Genomic DNA, 17724 nt, shown 5'->3' on the forward strand with positions numbered 1-17724 from the left:
GGTGTCTTCATATTGTTTTTAATAAAAAAATGGCTTCAGGTCTCACTGTTGATAGCAGTATTCTTCTCTGGGGCCATACAGGCCCATGCGGAAGACCCTGGTAAAACAGTGAAGGATGTTTATGAGCAGCCAGATGATTTAAAGGTGGATAAAGATGAATCAATAGACTCGAAATCTACCGGACAGGCTTCTAATCCTGATAAAGTGGGGATAACCGTTTGGGAGTTTCTGAGGATGATATTTGCTACTATTTTTGTTGTGGCCCTTCTATATATCCTATTGAAATTCATCAATAAAAAAAATAAATCGTATCAAAAGGCAAATTCAGTGGAGAATTTAGGCGGTACGGGCCTTGGGGCAAATCGTTCAGTCCAGCTTGTTAAAGTAGGCGGGCGAATATTGGTGATCGGGGTTGGCGAAAACATTCAGCTCTTGAAAGAAATAGATGATCCCGAGGAATATGAACAGCTTTTGAAAGATCACAACGATAAGATCGATCAAATGATCCAGCCTGGGGAATTTGCCATGAAGTTGAAAAATAAGTGGTTGAAGAAAAGCGAATCCGGAACTGCCAGTTTCTCTGCAGAGTTCAAAAATCAACTTGATCAAATGTCCGATAGCAGGAAAAGGCTGTTAAATGAGCTTGGTAGGAAAGGAAGAGACAATGAATGAATGAGTTCATGGAGTTTTTTAATAACAGTGATCCCACTAATGTCTCTACTTCCGTAAAACTTGTTCTCCTAATGACTGTCTTATCGCTGGCACCAAGCATATTGATCTTGATGACCTGTTTTACAAGAATCATCATTGTCCTGAGCTTTGTGAGAACATCGCTAGCTACCCAGCAGATGCCGCCGAACCAGGTACTGGTCGGCCTGGCACTTTTCATGACATTCTTCATAATGGCACCGACTTTTCAGGAAGTGAATGAAAAGGCATTAACCCCGTTATTTAATGAAGAGATAGATTTAGAAGAGGCATATGTTCAGGCCTCGATACCATTTAAGGAATTCATGAGTGCCCATACAAGGCAAAAGGATCTGGCGTTATTCTTGGAGTATGCCAAGGTGGATAAGCCGGAAACGATACAGGACATACCCATGACTGCCTTTGTACCAGCTTTTGCTATCAGTGAAATCAAAACGGCTTTTCAAATAGGATTTATGATTTTCATACCATTTTTGGTTATCGATATGGTCGTTGCCAGTGTCCTGATGTCGATGGGGATGATGATGCTGCCGCCAGTCATGATTTCCCTGCCATTTAAAATCCTCCTTTTCATTCTTGTTGACGGATGGTATTTAGTAGTGAAGTCTTTATTACAGAGTTTTTAAGCAGGTGAGAAAAAATGAGTGCAGATTTTGTTATTGATATAGCAGAAAAAGGAATTTATATGGTATTGATTATCGCTGGCCCATTGATGGTCATCGCTCTTATAGTAGGACTACTAGTAAGCATCTTTCAGGCGACTACACAGATTCAGGAACAAACCTTGGCATTTGTTCCAAAAATCGTGGCAGTCTTATTGGGACTCATTTTATTGGCTCCATGGATGCTGAGCCACCTATTATCATACGCAAATGAAATATTCGGTAATTTGAATCGATTTGTAGGGTAGGACATGGAGGAACTATTTCCGCACTTTCCCGCCTTTTTATTAATTGTGGTACGGGTCACTACGTTTTTCGTGGCCATGCCGATTTTTTCTTACCGTTCAATACCGGTACAACATCGGGTAGGGCTTGGAATCTTCCTTGCCTGGATCATGTACTATACCATTGATGCCCCGGTTCTGGTATTGGATGTCACATTTTATTTATTGATCATGAAGGAAGCGCTGGTTGGGCTTTTCATCGGGTTTGCCGCTTATATGATTTTATCGGCCGTGCAAATCGCTGGAGGATTGATTGATTTTCAAATGGGTTTTTCAATTGCGAATGTCATCGATCCCCAAACGGGGGCACAAAGCCCGCTGATGGGACAATACCTTTATACAATCGCTTTATTATTCCTATTGAGTACGAACGGCCACCATTTGCTTTTGGATGGAATTTTTTATAGTTACCAGTTCATCCCGATTGACCAATTATTTGTACCATTCGGAGATCATACACTGATAGAATATTTGGCCAAAGCTTTCAGCAGAGCTTTCATGATTGCTTTTCAAATGTCCATACCTGTAGTGGGAAGTATTTTCTTAGTGGATGTCACGTTAGGGATCCTTGCCAGGACGGTCCCTCAATTAAATGTGTTCGTTGTCGGGATCCCAGTGAAAATCATTGCCGGCTTAGCGGTTATCATACTGGTAATGGGGATGATGATGACAGTTGTAACACAACTCTTCAATTTTTTGCTTTTGACCATGCGTCAACTAATGCAGTTGATAGGAGGCGTTTGATATGGAGTGGCTTCAGCTGGATTTACAGTTTTTCGCTGGAGAGAAGACCGAAAAGGCGACTCCCAAAAAACGTCAGGATTCGAAGAAAAAAGGTCAGGTGGCAAAGAGTCAGGATGTAAATACCTCTGTGAATTTAATTGCAGTGTTTTCTGTGCTATTGCTTATGGGACCATACATGTATAATCATCTGCTCGGTCTCATGAAAGAATATCTGCAACATTTTACCTTGACTGGATTCAGTGAGGAGAATATGCAAATTATCATGATTGAGGTTTTAAAGGAGATGGGCCTTATCCTGGGACCCGTTTTCGCAGCAGCGATAGTGGCTGGGATATTGGCTAATGTCATGCAAATCGGTTTTTTGTTTTCGACTGAATCCATTCAGTTCAAACTGGATAAATTGGATCCCATTAAGGGATTCAAACGTATTTTTTCAATGAGGGCCATCGTTGAATTATTGAAATCCATCCTTAAAATATCATTTGTTGGTTTTGTTGCCTTTTATGTACTATGGCAGCGCATGGACGAGATTATGATTTTATCACAGATTTCTGTGGAAGAAGCGATGGCAACATTGGCGGATATTACGATTAAAGTAGGGTTTTATGCTGCCGTGGCTTTATTGTTCATTGCTCTATTAGACTATTTGTACCAAAAATATGACTTTGAAAAAAACATCCGGATGTCCAAACAGGATATTAAGGATGAGTATAAAAATTCCGAAGGGGACCCGCTCATCAAATCCAAGATAAAGCAAAAGCAAAGGCAGATGGCCGCGCAAAGAATGATGCAGGAAATTCCCAATGCGGATGTCGTCATCACTAACCCGACGCATTTTGCTATTGCTTTAAAATATGATGAAGAAAAAGCTGAGGCTCCGTACGTAGTGGCAAAAGGCGTTGATTTTGTTGCTCAGAAAATTAAATTCATTGCTAAAGAAAACGATGTGGCCATGGTGGAAAATCGGCCTTTGGCCAGGTCATTATATGATCAGGCTGAGTTAGGCCGGGCGATACCTGAAGAGTTCTTTAAGGCGGTCGCTGAAATACTGGCCTTTGTATATAAAACCAAAGGTAAACTGTAAAGAAGTAATAGGGTAACCCGCTAGTTAGGAGAGAAAAACATGCGAGCAAGAGATTTAGTTGTTATATCAAGCGTCATCATGATCGTTACCATGTTGGTCATTCCATTGCCAACATGGTTGTTAAGTATTTTACTCCTTTTAAATATCTCTCTTGCGTTGCTGGTTCTATTGACTACGATGAATATGAAAGAACCTCTCGAATTTTCAATCTTTCCTTCCTTGCTCCTTTTACTGACATTGTTCAGGCTGGGGTTGAATGTTTCGACGACTCGTGCCATTTTGACCTATGGTGATGCTGGAGGAGTTGTAGAAACCTTTGGGTCGTTTGTAGTCGGCGGTAACGTGCTTGTAGGATTAGTTGTATTCATCATTTTGGTCATCATCAATTTCATCGTCATCACCAAAGGCTCCGAACGGGTCTCGGAGGTAGCGGCAAGGTTTACGCTGGACGCGATGCCAGGGAAACAGATGGCCATAGATGCAGATTTGAATGCTGGGATGATCTCCGAAAACGAAGCACGTGGCAGAAGGGAAAAGATCAGTAACGAAGCAGACTTTTATGGATCCATGGATGGAGCGAGTAAGTTTGTTAAAGGGGATGCCATAGCGGGCATCATCATTGTCATCATAAACTTGATTTTCGGTATGATTATCGGCGTCATGCAATTGGACATGAGCTTTGGAGAAGCAGCCGTCCATTTTTCCATGTTATCGGTTGGTGACGGTATCGTGAGTCAGGTACCTGCTTTATTGATTTCTACAGCTACGGGTATTGTCGTAACCCGGGCAGCCTCGAATGGAAACCTCGGAGCGGATATTGTTGAACAGTTATTCCAATTTCCCAAAATGCTTTACCTGACAGCTGCAACCATTTTCCTTTTAGGTTTATTCACTCCCATTTCCGACCTATTCACGATTCCGATCGCTGCTTTATTAGTCGTTGGAGGGTATACAATTTCAAGAATACCAAAGCAGGACGAAAGTGAAATACAAGAAATGGAAGAAGTGTTGGAAACCGATGAAATGAAAAGTCCAGAAAGCGTTGTTAACCTTTTAAGTGTCGACCCGATCGAATTTGAGTTTGGATATGGATTGATTCCGCTTGCGGATGCCAATCAAGGGGGAGACCTGCTGGACAGGGTCGTCATGATCCGCAGGCAGCTTGCAATTGAATTGGGACTCGTGATCCCTGTCGTCAGAATACGTGACAACATTCAGTTGAATCCCAATGAATATCGGCTGAAGATTAAAGGAAGCGTCATGGCCAAGGGGGAATTGCTCCTAAATCATTTCTTGGCCATGAGTCCAGGGATGGAGGATGATTCAATGGAAGGAATCGATACGATAGAACCGTCTTTCGGTTTACCGGCCAAGTGGATCACGGATGATATGAAAGAACATGCTGAGATGTTGGGTTATACAGTTGTGGACCCGCCAAGTGTTGTATCCACTCACTTGACGGAAGTGATAAAGGCCAATGCGCATGAATTATTGGGCAGGCAGGAAACGAAACAATTGATCGATCATCTCCACGAATCGGCACCTATACTAGTAGAGGAAGTCACTCCGAACCCCTTGTCCATAGGAGATGTACAAAAGGTATTGGCAAAATTATTGAAGGAAAAAGTTTCAATAAGGAACTTACCGATCATTTTTGAAACACTTGCTGATTATGGCAAGTTATCGACTGATACAGATTTGCTTACTGAATATGTAAGGCAGAATTTAGCCAGGCAAATCACGAATTCTTTTCTTTCGGATGAAAATAGAATTAAAGTCATAACATTATCGGGGAAAGTGGAAAAGACCATCGCGGATGGTGTACAGCAAACCGAACATGGTAATTTTTTATCATTGGATCCAACTATATCGCAATCCATATTGGAGGCAATTGCAGCCAAATTGGAAGAGCTGACCCTAATGGATCACCAACCGATCTTACTCTGTTCTCCAGCAGTAAGGATGTATGCCCGGCAATTAACTGAACGATATTTTCCTAATGTACCGATTCTTTCATACAATGAACTTGAGTCGAATGTAGAAGTACAAAGTGTAGGGATGGTGAATTTCGATTGAAGGTAAAGAAATATTTGGCACCATCAATGAACGAGGCAATGAAGCGAATAAGGGAGGAACTAGGCAGTGATGCGGTAATCTTAAGTTCAAAGGCTGTATATACTGGTGGTTTCTTAGGATTATTCAAAAAGAGGAATATTGAAGTCATTGCAGCCATAGACCCAGTGCCACAGCCTGTCCAAACCGTAACCAAACAAAAGTCGAAGAAGTTGCCATCAAAGCTGGAAGTGGCAAGTCATGCCCCTGAGCCTAATGGAGGCAATAGGGAAAGTGCTGACCTAGTAAAAGAAATCGAAGGTTTGAAAGATATGATAAAGAGTTTGCAAACCTATTCACTTGATAGAAAATATCCGGGGAAACTGCAGAAAGTCCATGAATACCTAACCGAGCAGGAAGTGGATATATCACTTCGGTGCCAAATCATGGATGAACTGCTTGAAAAATGGTTCGTTTTTAAACGGCAATCCACTGATGAAGAGGTTCAAGCTTGGTTGGAAGAAGCCATGCTCGCGATTTTGGAAAAGGTCGAAAATGGAAAAAATGGGCTGCAAAAAAAGTATATTAATATTGTTGGTCCAACAGGTGTGGGAAAGACAACGACCCTGGCAAAAATAGCTGCGGAAACCATGTTGAAGCATGATAAAAAGGTGGCTTTCATTACGACGGATACGTACAGGATCGCTGCAATAGATCAACTTAAGACATATGCCAAGATTCTAAACGTTCCCATTGAAGTCGCTTATAACCTGGAAGACTTCAAAAGAGCGGCTGAACGCTTCTCCCATTACGATAATGTTTTTATTGATACGGCAGGAAGGAATTTCCGTAACCCGCAATATGTTAAGGATCTTAATGAAATCATCCATTTTACTGATGAGATGGAAACCTATTTAGTGTTGTCATTGACTTCCAAACAAAAGGATATGGAAGATATTTACCGACAGTTTGCTAGCATACCGATTAAACAGGTGATTTTTACAAAAGCGGACGAAACCTCCACTTTCGGACCGATATTTAATTTTATACACACTCATAAATTGGGAGCGGCCTATATAACAGATGGACAGAATGTGCCAGACGATATTGAAATAGCTACATCATCACAGCTATTGAAAATGGCTATCGGGGCTAAAAAATATGAAAGATCAAGCTGAGAATTTACGAAAAAGATTGGAAGCCCGCCAAAATAAATCAATGGCCAAAACGATTGCCGTTTTAAGCGGTAAAGGTGGAGTGGGAAAATCAAACTTTACTTTGAATTTTTCCATTGCCTTATCCCAAAGAGGCAAAAAGGTACTGTTGTTCGATATGGATATCGGTATGGGGAATATTGATATTTTGATAGGTGAATACTCTCCCTGCAGTATTATTGATTTTTTTGAAAAAGATTGTAGTTTGAAGGATATCATCATGTCAGGACCGGGAAATATTTCAATCATTACAGGTGGTACAGGGTTGACGGATCTCTTTTCACTTGATGAAGATCAGTATACCCGTTTTAATGAAGAATTCAGTTTATTGTTGGCGAATTACGATTATATATTATTTGATATGGGAGCAGGCATCACTAAGGATTCCATGAAATTCCTGTTATGTGTGGATGAATTAGTCGTTATCACGACGCCTGAACCAACTTCTATCATGGATGCATACTCCGCAATGAAATATATCCATTCAGTAAATAAAGAGATTCCATTGTTCCTAGTTTGCAATCGGGTTTTCACGAGTAAGGACGGCAAGGAAACGATTAAGCGGCTCCAAAATGCACTAGTGAAATTTTTGGGACTGGCAACTGTAGCTCTAGGGTACTTGCCAGATGATAGAACCGTACCCAAATCTGTTACCAAACAAATGCCCTTTCTCCTTTTCGATTCTGAAGCCGATGTATCCAAAGCCATTTTGGACATTGCTTCAAGATATGCAAATCATTCATTTGGGGAAGAATTGACTTTGCAAAAAAGTCATTTCCTCCAAAATATGAAGAGATATTTTTTTGGAAAGTAGGTCTCCTTATATGGGTAAAGTAAAAGTGCTGATAGTGGACGATTCTGCGTTTATGAGAAAGTTAATTTCAGAGTTTTTAGCAGAAGATAGCAGGGTGGAAGTCATCGGGACTGCCAGGAATGGAAGAGATGCCATTGACAAAATAAAGGCTTTAAAACCCAATGTCGTGACTTTGGATGTGGAAATGCCGATTATGGACGGATTGGAAGCATTAAACCGGATTATGAATGAATGTCCGACCGCTGTAGTCATGTTATCAAGCACCACGAAAAAAGGAACGGAAAATACATTTGCCGCCATGAACAGTGGAGCCTTTGACTTTGTGGCTAAGCCTTCGGGAGCCATTTCATTGGATTTACATAAAATCAAGAAAGAACTCCATGAAAAAGTTATGGCTGCCAGCAGGGCAAATGTTCACAAACTAGAAAAAAATGCAAAAAATATTGAAAGAGGCCCATCCGTTTGGGGAAAATATAGTAAAATAGATTCAATGGATATGCCTAAAAGTGAAAAAGATATAAAAAAATGGTCCTATGGATATAAGAAGATAATCGTTATCGGCACATCAACAGGAGGCCCGAGAGCTCTGCAGACAGTCTTGACAGGACTCCCAGAAGAAATTGATGCGCCCATACTCATTGTCCAGCATATGCCCCCCGGATTCACAAAATCCTTGGCAACACGCCTGAATTCATTATGCAAGATTAAAGTGAAGGAAGCTGAAGAGGGAGAACTGATACAAAAAGGTATCGCCTACATCGCACCTGGAGGTTTTCACTTGAAAGTGAAGAAGGTCGGGATGAGCTGGGCAATCCTTTTGGATAAATCCGAAGTGCGTCATGGACATCGCCCGTCGGTTGATGTGCTATTTGAATCGGTAAGTGAAATGAATGATTCTGCGAAAATAGCCGTTATCATGACCGGGATGGGAAAGGACGGGTCGAGAGGGCTTTCGAATCTTAAACAAAAGGGTCCTTTAAAAGCGATAGCCGAATCACAGGAGACATCAATCGTTTTTGGTATGCCTAAAGCGGCAATCAATACCAAGTTAATAGATAGCGTAGAGGATGTAGAAGAAATAGCTAAAGCGATAATAAGCTATTGTTAACACGTGGAGGTGTGAGATTGTATGGATATGAATCAATATTTAGAGGTATTTATAGAGGAAAGTAAAGAACATCTTCAAACGTGCAGCGAACAGTTGCTGGTACTCGAAAAGAACCCGGAAGACCTCTCGATCGTAAACGAAATCTTTCGTTCCGCCCATACCTTAAAAGGGATGTCGGCAACTATGGGGTATGAGGATCTAGCCAACTTAACTCATAAAATGGAGAATGTGCTGGATGCGATTCGAAACAGCCAAATCGCCCTTTCGCCTGAATTGTTTGATGTGATATTTTTAGCGGTTGATGATTTAGAAGCAATGGTCATGTCCATTGCTGAAGGTGGAGATGGAAAAAGAAATGTGAAGGATGTTGTCCATCAGCTGGAAATGATTGAAAAAGGGGAGTCGCCCTTTTCTTCCACCAATGCAGAGATTGCAGCAGCTTCTGCCGTCCTGGAAAAGAAGGAAATGATTGCGGGAGAGTACGATGAATTTGAATGGACAGTACTTCAACAGTCAAAGGATCAAGGCTTCAACAGCTTCGAAATTTCGATAGGGTTGCGTGAGGACTGTCTTTTAAAAGCTGCCCGTGTTTTTATGGTTTTCGAAGTGCTTGAAAAGTCAGGTGAAGTAATCAAGTCCCACCCACCCGTCGAACTTTTGGAAGAAGAGCAATTCGATCAGCAATTTACGGTCACGATGGTAACAACAGAATCGGGTGAAGAGATAAAGAAAAAAATCATGAAGGTTACCGAAGTGGATCAAGTTGTTGTAAATGCACTTGATCTAGAATGCATGCGGCATGAAGCTAAATCTAACGAGGATAATGTTACTGGAATTCTAAAACAAGAGTCAAATGATGTCTTGCTTCCAACTGATAACGATGATAAGAAAAAACAGGCTCCCGTCAAGCCGGCATCAAGCAAGACCATTCGGGTGAACATTGAGCGGCTTGATATATTAATGAATTTATTCGAGGAATTAGTAATCGATAGAGGCAGACTTGATCAAATTTCCAGTGATTTGGATAATCAAGAATTGCATGAAACAGTAGAAAGAATGTCCCGTATAACAAGTGATTTACAAACAATCGTATTGAACATGCGGATGGTGCCCGTGGAAACTGTATTCAATCGTTTTCCTAAAATGGTTCGTCAATTGGCAAGGGATTTAAACAAGAAAGTCAATTTGGAAATCAACGGTGCCGAAACGGAACTTGATCGTACAGTCATTGATGAAATCGGTGATCCACTCGTCCATTTAATAAGAAACGCCATGGATCATGGAATTGAAACAACTGAAGAACGTTTAGCTAAAGGAAAGAATGAAGAAGGTAAAATCCTCTTAAAGGCATATCACAGCGGTAATCATGTTTTCATTGAAATCGAGGATGACGGCGCAGGCATTAATAAAGATCGAGTCTTGAACAAGGCCCTATCCAATGGGATATTAACTAAGGAAACTGCCGCCACCCTAACGGATAAGCAAATCTATGAATTGATTTTCGCTTCTGGTTTTTCAACAGCGGAAACCATTTCAGATGTATCGGGACGGGGTGTGGGGCTCGATGTGGTTAAAAATACTATTGAGTCCCTCGGTGGATCTGTCACGATCGATTCCAAAGAGAATGAAGGATCCATCTTCCTTATTCAACTTCCGCTTACATTGTCCATTATTTCTGTCATGCTGGTTGCAATCCAAAATGAAAAATATGCCATACCGCTTTCTTCCATTATTGAAACAGCAATAATAAAAAAAGCAGATATCATGAATGCCCATAATCAACAAGTTATTGATTACAGGGGGAAGGTCCTACCGCTTCTGTTCTTGAAAGATATATTCGAAGTTCCTATCAGTCAGGAAGAAGAAGAGTCCCTCTCTGTGGTCATTGTAAGAAAAGGTGATAAATTAGCAGGGTTAGTCGTTGATTCATTTATCGGGCAGCTGGAAATCGTTCTGAAGTCACTAGGTAATTATTTAACTAGTGCATTTGCAATTTCCGGGGCAACGATACTTGGTGATGGGCAAGTTGCTTTAATCATAGATTGCAACACATTGATTCATTGAATGATAGATAAATGGGCAGGGTAACGGGGCGTTGGTTCGACCGTGCCGATTCGTATCAAAGCTTTACAATCATCATGAGTTTTTTTAAAGGAGGGGAATAGATGTCGGAGGATATGAAAGTTATTGTATTTCAAATTAAGGATAAAGAATATGCAATTCCAGTGGATAAGGTCAGTGGTATCGAAAAGCTTCTGCATATTACAAGAGTTCCAAAGGCTGTAAAATTTGTTAAGGGAGTCATAAATTTAAGGGGTGTAATCACTCCAATTATTGATTTACGGGTTCGTTTTGGTTTCGAAGAGGTGGAATACGATGAGTCAACAAGGATTATCGTCGTCATTCTGGATGATATGGAAGTGGGGCTAATAGTGGACTCTGCCAATGATGTTTTGGATATTCCCGTGGAAAGTATCGAACCTCAGCCTGAAATTGTGGGACATTCAGCTTCAGAATATATTAGCGGAGTGGCTAAAATTGAGAAGCGACTGCTCGTCCTAATTAATTTGGAGAAGGCCTTAAGTCTAGAAATGACTGAAAATATGTTAAGAGAAGGATAATCATATGTCATTCATTGAGAAAATCAACCCTCTTCAACTCGATATTTTGAAGGAAATCGGTAATATAGGTGCAGGGAACGCAGCAACCGCGCTTTCTGCCATCCTTAATAGGAAAATTGCTATGAATGTTCCTAATGTCCGAATCGTTTCCTTTGATGAAATGATGGAAATGGCTGGCGGGGCCGATCACGTCGTTGCCAGCGTTTTCCTTAGAATGGAAGGTGATGCTTCAGGGAGTATGTTTTTTATCCTTTCGCTACCCGTAGCTGAATACTTGATTCGTAAGATGACTGGTGATGTGACCTTTTTAATAGATTCAGCACCCTATAATGAATTGGCACTCTCTTGCCTTCAGGAGTTAGGGAATATTTTAGCGGGATCCTATCTCTCTTCCCTTTCTGATTTCACCCGATTGAATATCCATCCATCCGTTCCTTCCTTGAGCATCGATATGGTAGGGGCAACGATCAGTTATGGATTATTGGAATTATCTCAAGTAAGTGACGCAGCCATCGTCATTGATACAGTACTTGAAAAAGACCAACTTTTTGATGACTCCATTAATGGTCATTTCTTTCTATTACCTGATCCCGAATTTCTTGATATCATTTTTTCCGCTTTAGGAGTATCACCTAATGACTGAATTGATAAAGGACCAGGTTGTTAAGGTTGGAATAGCGGATATGAATATAATAAAACCTCCCTATACGATTCGTACTTCCGGGTTGGGGTCGTGTGTTGGTGTCGTGATTTATGATGAAAAAAAAGAAATTGCAGGTTTGGCCCATATCATGCTGCCTGACTCTTCACTCAGTAAATCGGGACAGATCAACATTGCCAAATTTGCAGATACGGCCATTAAGGAATTAGTGCAGATCTTAGTGAAAGAAGGCGCAAGAATGCCTTTCCTAAAAGCGAAGTTGGCTGGCGGAGCGCAAATGTTTCAATTTGCCTCAGGAGGGGCTTTAATGAGGATAGGACCCCGGAATGTGGAAGCTGTCCGGAAAGAGTTATCTGACTTGCGGATTAGAATCGTTGCCGAAGACGTTGGCGGGAATAGCGGAAGAACGATCGAATTCAATTTTAATGATTGTTTGCTAAAAATTCGTACCGTTACTAAAGGAACTAAAAACATATAGGATCGGAATGGCTTTTGAAAAGCCAAAAATATGACAGGTGCACTTGCTACTGAACCATTAATGCATTTATGGCTCTAGGGGCCGTTTTGATCACAAATCATATAACAATGTTAGGAGGATGTCCAATGTCTCATCTGACCATCGAAGAAGAGCAGTTATGTTGGAAAAATTGGGTGGATTGCAGAGATCCGCTGGCCGGGGACATTTTGGTAAAGAAATACATACCTCTCGTATCGTATCATGTTCAACGTATTTCGGTAAGTCTTCCTAAAAATGTGAGCCGGGATGATATAAGGAGTTTAGGGATGATGGGGTTATTCGATGCCCTGGAGCGCTTTGATACGAAGCGCGACCTGAAGTTTGACACATATGCATCTTTTAGAATCCGTGGTGCTATTTTAGATGGATTAAGGAAAGAGGATTGGCTTCCACGGAGTGCAAGAGATAAAGCCAAGAAAATTGAATCTGCAATAGAAAGGCTGGAGCAGCAATACATGAGGAACCTTTCGCCAAATGAGATTGCCGCTGAATTGAATATCCCGGAAGATGAAGTATATGCTGCATTAAATGAGAATTTCTTTGCCAATGTACTATCAATTGATGAAAATCCCCAAGAGGACGATAAAGAAAGCGCGAATTTTCATATTAAAGATGAAAAGGCGGATTTACCTGAGGAACATGTGTTAAGGGAAGAACTGTATGTGGAATTAGCCAAAGTCATAGAAACGCTTAATGAAAAAGAACAGTTGGTTTTACAGCTTTTTTATAAGGAAGAACTAACATTAACCGAAATCGGACAAGTGATGAGCTTATCTACTTCCCGGATATCCCAAATTCACTCGAAAGCGATATATAAATTAAGAAACACGATGCAAGATCAAAAGATTTAATCATGATTTTTTTTGAAGAGGGCTTTGGAGAAAGAAGAAAGCCCCTATATGTCAACTTGAAAAAATTCTTACGGGTACCCGGATCAATAAATGTCTCGAAATCACAGAATGTTCGAACTGTACTTTTTCAAGCATAGAGAAAGTAATCAAGGAAAAACAACAGTGAAAAAAGATCCCCATCCGTATTAGGGTAACAGGATTGACTATTCCGGTTAATAGGAGGCAACATGTCAGCGTTTTTTATATTTCTGTTGTTTGTATTAAACATATTCACCATTTTCGCCATCATCGTTTTATATCTTCGCCAAAATCGTTTAAGTAAGTTGGAAAAAGACCAAAAAGCCATCATTGGGGAAATGGAACAACTTTTGTCAGGTTATTTAATGGAGATGAAAGAGGACAACGAGACATTGGTAAAGGCAGTCACCAATTCGGTGGCTATGAATCACGATCATGGACACAAAGAAAAAGAACATGGTTCAAACAAGGAAACAAAGGATGATAAAGATGAAAAACAAGAACAAAACAGTAAGTATGAAGAGGGAAATCGTGCCGCAGCTAAAATGAAGGCGATTAACGCTTATAAAATAGTGCCTGAAGAAAATGAGGCCAATGCTCTACCCGTAAAAGTCGAGGACAAATTGGAGCTTTCATCGGCAGCCACTTCCCCTCAAAACGAGGGGAAGCCGGCTGGCATGGAATTTTCGGGCATGCTGCAGGCTTCGTTAAATGAATGGTCATTGAATGAAAAAGTGGATATGTTAGCGGATCAAGGGAATTCAGTAGAGGAAATCGCCAAAAAGTTAGGTCGCGGTCAAACGGAGATAGAGCTATTACTAAAGTTTCGCGAGAATAGATAAGTTATCTCTTGATTGTACAGAGTCATTATGATATATTATGAAATGGTGTTAATACACACGCCCCGTGATTCTTGCAGATGGTGCTGTTACGACAGTTTCTGTATGAAAATGATCGGTGCGGAGGAAAAACAAAACCATTTAGGAGGAACTAAAATGTCAGTCATTTCTATGAAACAATTGCTTGAAGCTGGTGTGCATTTCGGACACCAAACACGTCGCTGGAACCCGAAAATGAAGAAATATATCTTCACTGAGCGTAACGGCATCTACATCATCGACCTTCAAAAAACAGTTAAAAAGGTTGAAGAAGCTTATAACTTCGTGAAAGAACTAGCTGCTAGCGGTGGTACTGTTCTTTTCGTCGGAACTAAAAAGCAAGCTCAAGAATCTGTTAAAGAAGAAGCTATCCGTTCTGGTATGTACTATGTGAACCAACGTTGGTTAGGTGGAACTTTAACAAACTTTGAAACAATCCAAAAACGTATCGCTCGTCTTAAAGATATCGAAAAAATGGAAGAAAACGGAACTTTCGAAGTCCTTCCTAAAAAAGAAGTTATCCAACTTAAAAAAGAATGGGATCGCTTAGAAAAATTCTTAGGCGGTATTAAAGATATGAAGACTCTTCCAGATGCGATCTTCGTTATCGACCCTCGCAAAGAGCGTATTGCTGTTGCGGAAGCACACAAATTACACATTCCACTTGTTGGTATCGTTGATACAAACTGTGATCCGGATGAAATCGATGTAGTTATTCCTGCGAATGACGATGCAATCCGTGCTGTTAAATTATTAACAGGTAAAATGGCAGATGCTATCTTAGAAGCTAAACAAGGCGAAGAAACAGCAACTGAAACAACTACTGCTTAATAAGTAAAAAAGGTTGCTTATTCAGTAAGAAAAAAGGTGATAAGAGGATAATGCCTTTTATCCCTTTTTTTTGCACTAAATGAACTTACATAAAATCACTGTACGGAATGTCTTTTTAAAAAGGTATGGGCGATTTTTGAGGGATGAAAATCATCAACTAGTTTAGCTCCGTCAAACTGACTGAAAAAGTTGATGTTTTTTCAGGAAAAATTCTCAAGGCTTGTTATTTTCTTTGATGATAACAAGTATTTTTTGGCAATAATGGGTAAAGATTGAATAAACTGCATTTAATTTGAGGAGGATATATATTATGGCAATCACTGCACAATTAGTTAAAGAATTGCGTGAAAAAACTGGTGCCGGCATGATGGACTGTAAAAAGGCACTTGTACAAACAGAAGGCGATATGGAAAAGGCAATCGATTTCCTACGTGAAAAAGGCATTGCAAAAGCTGCTAATAAAGGCGACCGTATTGCTGCTGAAGGTTTAACTTCAATCGTTGTGGAAGGAAACCAAGCGGTTATTCTTGAAGTGAACTCAGAAACTGATTTCGTTGCTAAAAATGAAGGCTTCCAAATTCTTGTTAAAGAATTGGCTTCATTCCTTCTTGCTAACAAACCTGCAAGCGTTGAAGCAGCTCTTGAGCAAACAATGGAAAATGGAGCAAAAGTTGCAGATCATATCAATGCTGCTGTTGCAAAAATCGGGGAAAAATTAACTCTTCGCCGTTTCCAAGTCGTTTCTAAAACAGATAACGACGCATTTGGTGCATACCTTCACATGGGTGGACGCATCAGCGTACTATCAGTTCTTGAAGGTACAACTGATGAAGAGGCAGCTAAAGGCGTTTCAATGCATATCGCTGCTATTAACCCTAAATATATCTCTCGTGACCAAGTTGATGCCAGCGAACTAGAACGCGAACGCGAAGTTCTTACTCAGCAAGCACTTAATGAAGGAAAACCTGAAAAAATCGTTGCAAAAATGGTTGAAGGACGTATCAATAAATTCTACGAAGAAATCTGTGTTAACGAACAAGCTTTCGTTAAGAATCCTGATCAAAAAGTGGGACAATTCGTTGAATCTAAAGGTGGAAAAATCCTATCATTCGTTCGTTATGAAGTAGGGGAAGGTCTTGAAAAACGTCAAGAAAACTTTGCTGAAGAAGTAATGAATCAAGTTAAAAAAGACTAATTGTCAGATAATTAATAATAGGGAACACTCTTGTGTTCCCTATTTTTTGAAATGTCATGAATTTTTGGTAGTATTGCAAGAAAACATGATGAACGAATGAAAAGATTACATAGTTGGAGGTTCTCATGAGTAACGCTAAATATAAACGTGTCGTTCTAAAACTAAGTGGCGAAGCATTAGCCGGTGAAGAAGGATTTGGAATTAACCCTGCAGTAATTAAATCCATTGCTGAACAAGTCAAGGAAGTGGCTGAGCTTGATGTGGAAGTGGCTGTTGTTGTCGGCGGCGGAAACATTTGGCGCGGAAAAATAGGCAGTGAAATGGGCATGGATCGTGCTAATGCCGATTATATGGGTATGCTGGCTACAGTCATGAACTCATTGGCATTACAAGACAGCCTTGATCAGCTTGGAATTGAAACCCGCGTGCAAACTTCCATTGAGATGAGACAAGTCGCAGAACCATACATTAGACGCCGTGCAATCAGGCACCTAGAGAAAAAGAGAGTGGTGATTTTTGCAGCTGGTACAGGTAATCCATACTTCTCAACGGATACCACTGCCGCCCTGCGTGCTGCTGAAATTGAAGCTGATGTCATCTTGATGGCGAAGAATAATGTGGATGGCGTATACAATGCAGATCCGGTAAAGGACAAAAATGCAGTGAAGTATGATAAACTTTCCTATCTTGATGTGATTAAAGAAGGGTTAGAAGTAATGGATTCAACTGCGTCCTCACTATGCATGGACAATGATATTCCATTGATCGTCTTCTCGATCATGGAAAAAGGTAATATTAAACGGGCCGTTTTAGGCGAAACGCTTGGAACTATCGTAAGGGGGAAATAAAAGATGCCGAAACAAGTTATTTCGAATGCGAAAACGAAAATGGAAAAAGCCATTGGAGCGTACACACGTGAATTAGCAAGCATCCGTGCCGGAAGGGCAAATGCCTCATTGCTTGATAGAATCTCGATTGATTATTATGGTTCGCCGACACCAGTCAATCAAGTGGCTGGCATTTCTGTCCCGGAAGCTAGATTATTAGTCATTCAACCATATGATAAAACGGTATTGGGTGAAATCGAAAAGGCGATTTTGAAATCAGACTTAGGCTTAAATCCTTCTAATGACGGATCGGTCATCAGGATAGCCATTCCGGCGTTAACTGAAGAGCGTAGAAAAGAGCTTGTGAAAGTTGTGAAAAAAGAAGCGGAAGAAGCGAAAATAGCTGTCCGTAATGTGCGTCGAGATGCTAATGATGATTTGAAAAAGCTTGAAAAAAGCGGTGAAATCACTGAAGATGATTTACGTGGCTATGCTGATGACATCCAAAAGATGACAGATGGCAATATCACGAAAATCGATGAAATTACAAAGGATAAAGAAAAAGAAATTTTGGAAGTATAATTTCCGCTGAAGAATTGATTAAATAAAGAGGGCCGAATCCATACAGGGTCATGTCTTGGTTCTAACATATAGG

The 17724-nt window shown here is 40.5% G+C and carries 19 protein-coding genes; all 19 read left to right on the forward strand.

The window, feature by feature from the left end:
* Positions 1-12: 12 nt before the first annotated feature.
* The 19 genes from ACFVSH_RS10025 (at position 13) to frr (ending at position 17651) form a co-directional block, all read left to right on the forward strand.
* Positions 13-672: a flagellar biosynthetic protein FliO gene (locus ACFVSH_RS10025; protein ID WP_387599903.1), complete on the forward strand. Its 660-nt coding sequence runs from the start codon at positions 13-15 to the stop codon at positions 670-672.
* Positions 669-1334 (forward strand): flagellar type III secretion system pore protein FliP, encoded by a 666-nt coding sequence (gene fliP, locus ACFVSH_RS10030; protein WP_387599907.1) that lies wholly within the window; start codon positions 669-671, stop codon positions 1332-1334. Before ACFVSH_RS10025 ends, fliP begins: the two co-directional genes overlap by 4 nt.
* A gap of 14 nt (positions 1335-1348) precedes the next feature.
* Positions 1349-1618 (forward strand): flagellar biosynthesis protein FliQ, encoded by a 270-nt coding sequence (fliQ, locus tag ACFVSH_RS10035; RefSeq protein ID WP_101224658.1) that lies wholly within the window; start codon positions 1349-1351, stop codon positions 1616-1618.
* Between the two features lie 3 nt (positions 1619-1621).
* The gene (gene fliR, locus ACFVSH_RS10040; protein ID WP_387599910.1) at positions 1622-2398 is read left to right on the forward strand and encodes a flagellar biosynthetic protein FliR; all 777 of its coding nucleotides are present in this window, start codon (positions 1622-1624) and stop codon (positions 2396-2398) included.
* A gap of 1 nt (position 2399) precedes the next feature.
* Entirely contained in the window at positions 2400-3482 is a 1083-nt protein-coding gene (gene flhB / locus ACFVSH_RS10045; protein ID WP_387705809.1) for a flagellar biosynthesis protein FlhB, read from the forward strand.
* Positions 3483-3521: 39 nt separating this feature from the next.
* A complete protein-coding gene (gene flhA, locus ACFVSH_RS10050) occupies positions 3522-5558 on the forward strand; it encodes a flagellar biosynthesis protein FlhA (protein ID WP_387705810.1) in 2037 nt (678 codons plus the stop codon).
* Positions 5555-6712, forward strand: coding sequence for a flagellar biosynthesis GTPase FlhF (gene flhF / locus ACFVSH_RS10055; RefSeq protein WP_387705812.1), 1158 nt, complete (start codon positions 5555-5557; stop codon positions 6710-6712). Before flhA ends, flhF begins: the two co-directional genes overlap by 4 nt.
* Complete coding sequence (locus ACFVSH_RS10060; RefSeq protein ID WP_387705814.1) at positions 6696-7562, forward strand: MinD/ParA family protein; 867 nt, start codon at positions 6696-6698, stop codon at positions 7560-7562. The genes flhF and ACFVSH_RS10060 overlap by 17 nt, the downstream gene beginning before the upstream one ends.
* A gap of 10 nt (positions 7563-7572) precedes the next feature.
* Positions 7573-8670, forward strand: coding sequence for a protein-glutamate methylesterase/protein-glutamine glutaminase (locus ACFVSH_RS10065; RefSeq protein WP_387705816.1), 1098 nt, complete (start codon positions 7573-7575; stop codon positions 8668-8670).
* A gap of 21 nt (positions 8671-8691) precedes the next feature.
* Complete coding sequence (locus ACFVSH_RS10070; RefSeq protein ID WP_387599927.1) at positions 8692-10734, forward strand: chemotaxis protein CheW; 2043 nt, start codon at positions 8692-8694, stop codon at positions 10732-10734.
* 101 nt (positions 10735-10835) lie between these two features.
* Positions 10836-11291 carry a chemotaxis protein CheW gene (locus ACFVSH_RS10075; RefSeq protein WP_387599930.1) on the forward strand — a complete coding sequence of 152 codons (456 nt, stop codon included), beginning with the start codon at positions 10836-10838 and terminating at the stop codon, positions 11289-11291.
* A gap of 4 nt (positions 11292-11295) precedes the next feature.
* On the forward strand, positions 11296-11934 hold the full coding sequence (locus ACFVSH_RS10080; RefSeq protein ID WP_387599933.1) for a chemotaxis protein CheC: 639 nt from the start codon (positions 11296-11298) through the stop codon (positions 11932-11934).
* Complete coding sequence (locus ACFVSH_RS10085) at positions 11927-12430, forward strand: chemotaxis protein CheD (protein WP_387599936.1); 504 nt, start codon at positions 11927-11929, stop codon at positions 12428-12430. Before ACFVSH_RS10080 ends, ACFVSH_RS10085 begins: the two co-directional genes overlap by 8 nt.
* Positions 12431-12555: 125 nt before the next feature.
* The gene (locus ACFVSH_RS10090; RefSeq protein ID WP_260284271.1) at positions 12556-13320 is read left to right on the forward strand and encodes a FliA/WhiG family RNA polymerase sigma factor; all 765 of its coding nucleotides are present in this window, start codon (positions 12556-12558) and stop codon (positions 13318-13320) included.
* A gap of 227 nt (positions 13321-13547) precedes the next feature.
* A complete protein-coding gene (locus tag ACFVSH_RS10095; protein WP_387705818.1) occupies positions 13548-14180 on the forward strand; it encodes a hypothetical protein in 633 nt (210 codons plus the stop codon).
* Between the two features lie 153 nt (positions 14181-14333).
* A complete protein-coding gene (gene rpsB, locus ACFVSH_RS10100) occupies positions 14334-15047 on the forward strand; it encodes a 30S ribosomal protein S2 (RefSeq protein ID WP_387705820.1) in 714 nt (237 codons plus the stop codon).
* Positions 15048-15357: 310 nt separating this feature from the next.
* Positions 15358-16242: a translation elongation factor Ts gene (tsf, locus tag ACFVSH_RS10105; protein ID WP_387599942.1), complete on the forward strand. Its 885-nt coding sequence runs from the start codon at positions 15358-15360 to the stop codon at positions 16240-16242.
* Positions 16243-16367: 125 nt separating this feature from the next.
* Positions 16368-17090, forward strand: coding sequence for a UMP kinase (pyrH, locus tag ACFVSH_RS10110; RefSeq protein WP_034313639.1), 723 nt, complete (start codon positions 16368-16370; stop codon positions 17088-17090).
* Between the two features lie 3 nt (positions 17091-17093).
* Complete coding sequence (gene frr / locus ACFVSH_RS10115; RefSeq protein ID WP_053534379.1) at positions 17094-17651, forward strand: ribosome recycling factor; 558 nt, start codon at positions 17094-17096, stop codon at positions 17649-17651.
* The last annotated feature ends 73 nt before the right edge of the window (positions 17652-17724 follow it).

The organism is Peribacillus sp. NPDC058002 (genome assembly GCF_042886655.1).
Classification (GTDB): domain Bacteria; phylum Bacillota; class Bacilli; order Bacillales; family DSM-1321; genus Peribacillus; species Peribacillus aracenensis.

What these genes read in the sequence shown, in the direction of transcription:
- fliP (WP_387599907.1), top strand. Translation starts at nt 669, where the DNA reads ATGAATGAGTTCATGGAGTTTTTTAATAACAGTGATCCCACTAATGTC.
- fliQ (WP_101224658.1), top strand. Translation starts at nt 1,349, where the DNA reads ATGAGTGCAGATTTTGTTATTGATATAGCAGAAAAAGGAATTTATATG.
- fliR (WP_387599910.1), top strand. Translation starts at nt 1,622, where the DNA reads ATGGAGGAACTATTTCCGCACTTTCCCGCCTTTTTATTAATTGTGGTA.
- flhB (WP_387705809.1), top strand. Translation starts at nt 2,400, where the DNA reads ATGGAGTGGCTTCAGCTGGATTTACAGTTTTTCGCTGGAGAGAAGACC.
- flhA (WP_387705810.1), top strand. Translation starts at nt 3,522, where the DNA reads ATGCGAGCAAGAGATTTAGTTGTTATATCAAGCGTCATCATGATCGTT.
- ACFVSH_RS10060 (WP_387705814.1), top strand. Translation starts at nt 6,696, where the DNA reads ATGAAAGATCAAGCTGAGAATTTACGAAAAAGATTGGAAGCCCGCCAA.
- ACFVSH_RS10065 (WP_387705816.1), top strand. Translation starts at nt 7,573, where the DNA reads ATGGGTAAAGTAAAAGTGCTGATAGTGGACGATTCTGCGTTTATGAGA.
- ACFVSH_RS10070 (WP_387599927.1), top strand. Translation starts at nt 8,692, where the DNA reads ATGGATATGAATCAATATTTAGAGGTATTTATAGAGGAAAGTAAAGAA.
- ACFVSH_RS10075 (WP_387599930.1), top strand. Translation starts at nt 10,836, where the DNA reads ATGTCGGAGGATATGAAAGTTATTGTATTTCAAATTAAGGATAAAGAA.
- ACFVSH_RS10080 (WP_387599933.1), top strand. Translation starts at nt 11,296, where the DNA reads ATGTCATTCATTGAGAAAATCAACCCTCTTCAACTCGATATTTTGAAG.
- ACFVSH_RS10085 (WP_387599936.1), top strand. Translation starts at nt 11,927, where the DNA reads ATGACTGAATTGATAAAGGACCAGGTTGTTAAGGTTGGAATAGCGGAT.
- ACFVSH_RS10090 (WP_260284271.1), top strand. Translation starts at nt 12,556, where the DNA reads ATGTCTCATCTGACCATCGAAGAAGAGCAGTTATGTTGGAAAAATTGG.
- ACFVSH_RS10095 (WP_387705818.1), top strand. Translation starts at nt 13,548, where the DNA reads ATGTCAGCGTTTTTTATATTTCTGTTGTTTGTATTAAACATATTCACC.
- rpsB (WP_387705820.1), top strand. Translation starts at nt 14,334, where the DNA reads ATGTCAGTCATTTCTATGAAACAATTGCTTGAAGCTGGTGTGCATTTC.
- tsf (WP_387599942.1), top strand. Translation starts at nt 15,358, where the DNA reads ATGGCAATCACTGCACAATTAGTTAAAGAATTGCGTGAAAAAACTGGT.
- pyrH (WP_034313639.1), top strand. Translation starts at nt 16,368, where the DNA reads ATGAGTAACGCTAAATATAAACGTGTCGTTCTAAAACTAAGTGGCGAA.
- frr (WP_053534379.1), top strand. Translation starts at nt 17,094, where the DNA reads ATGCCGAAACAAGTTATTTCGAATGCGAAAACGAAAATGGAAAAAGCC.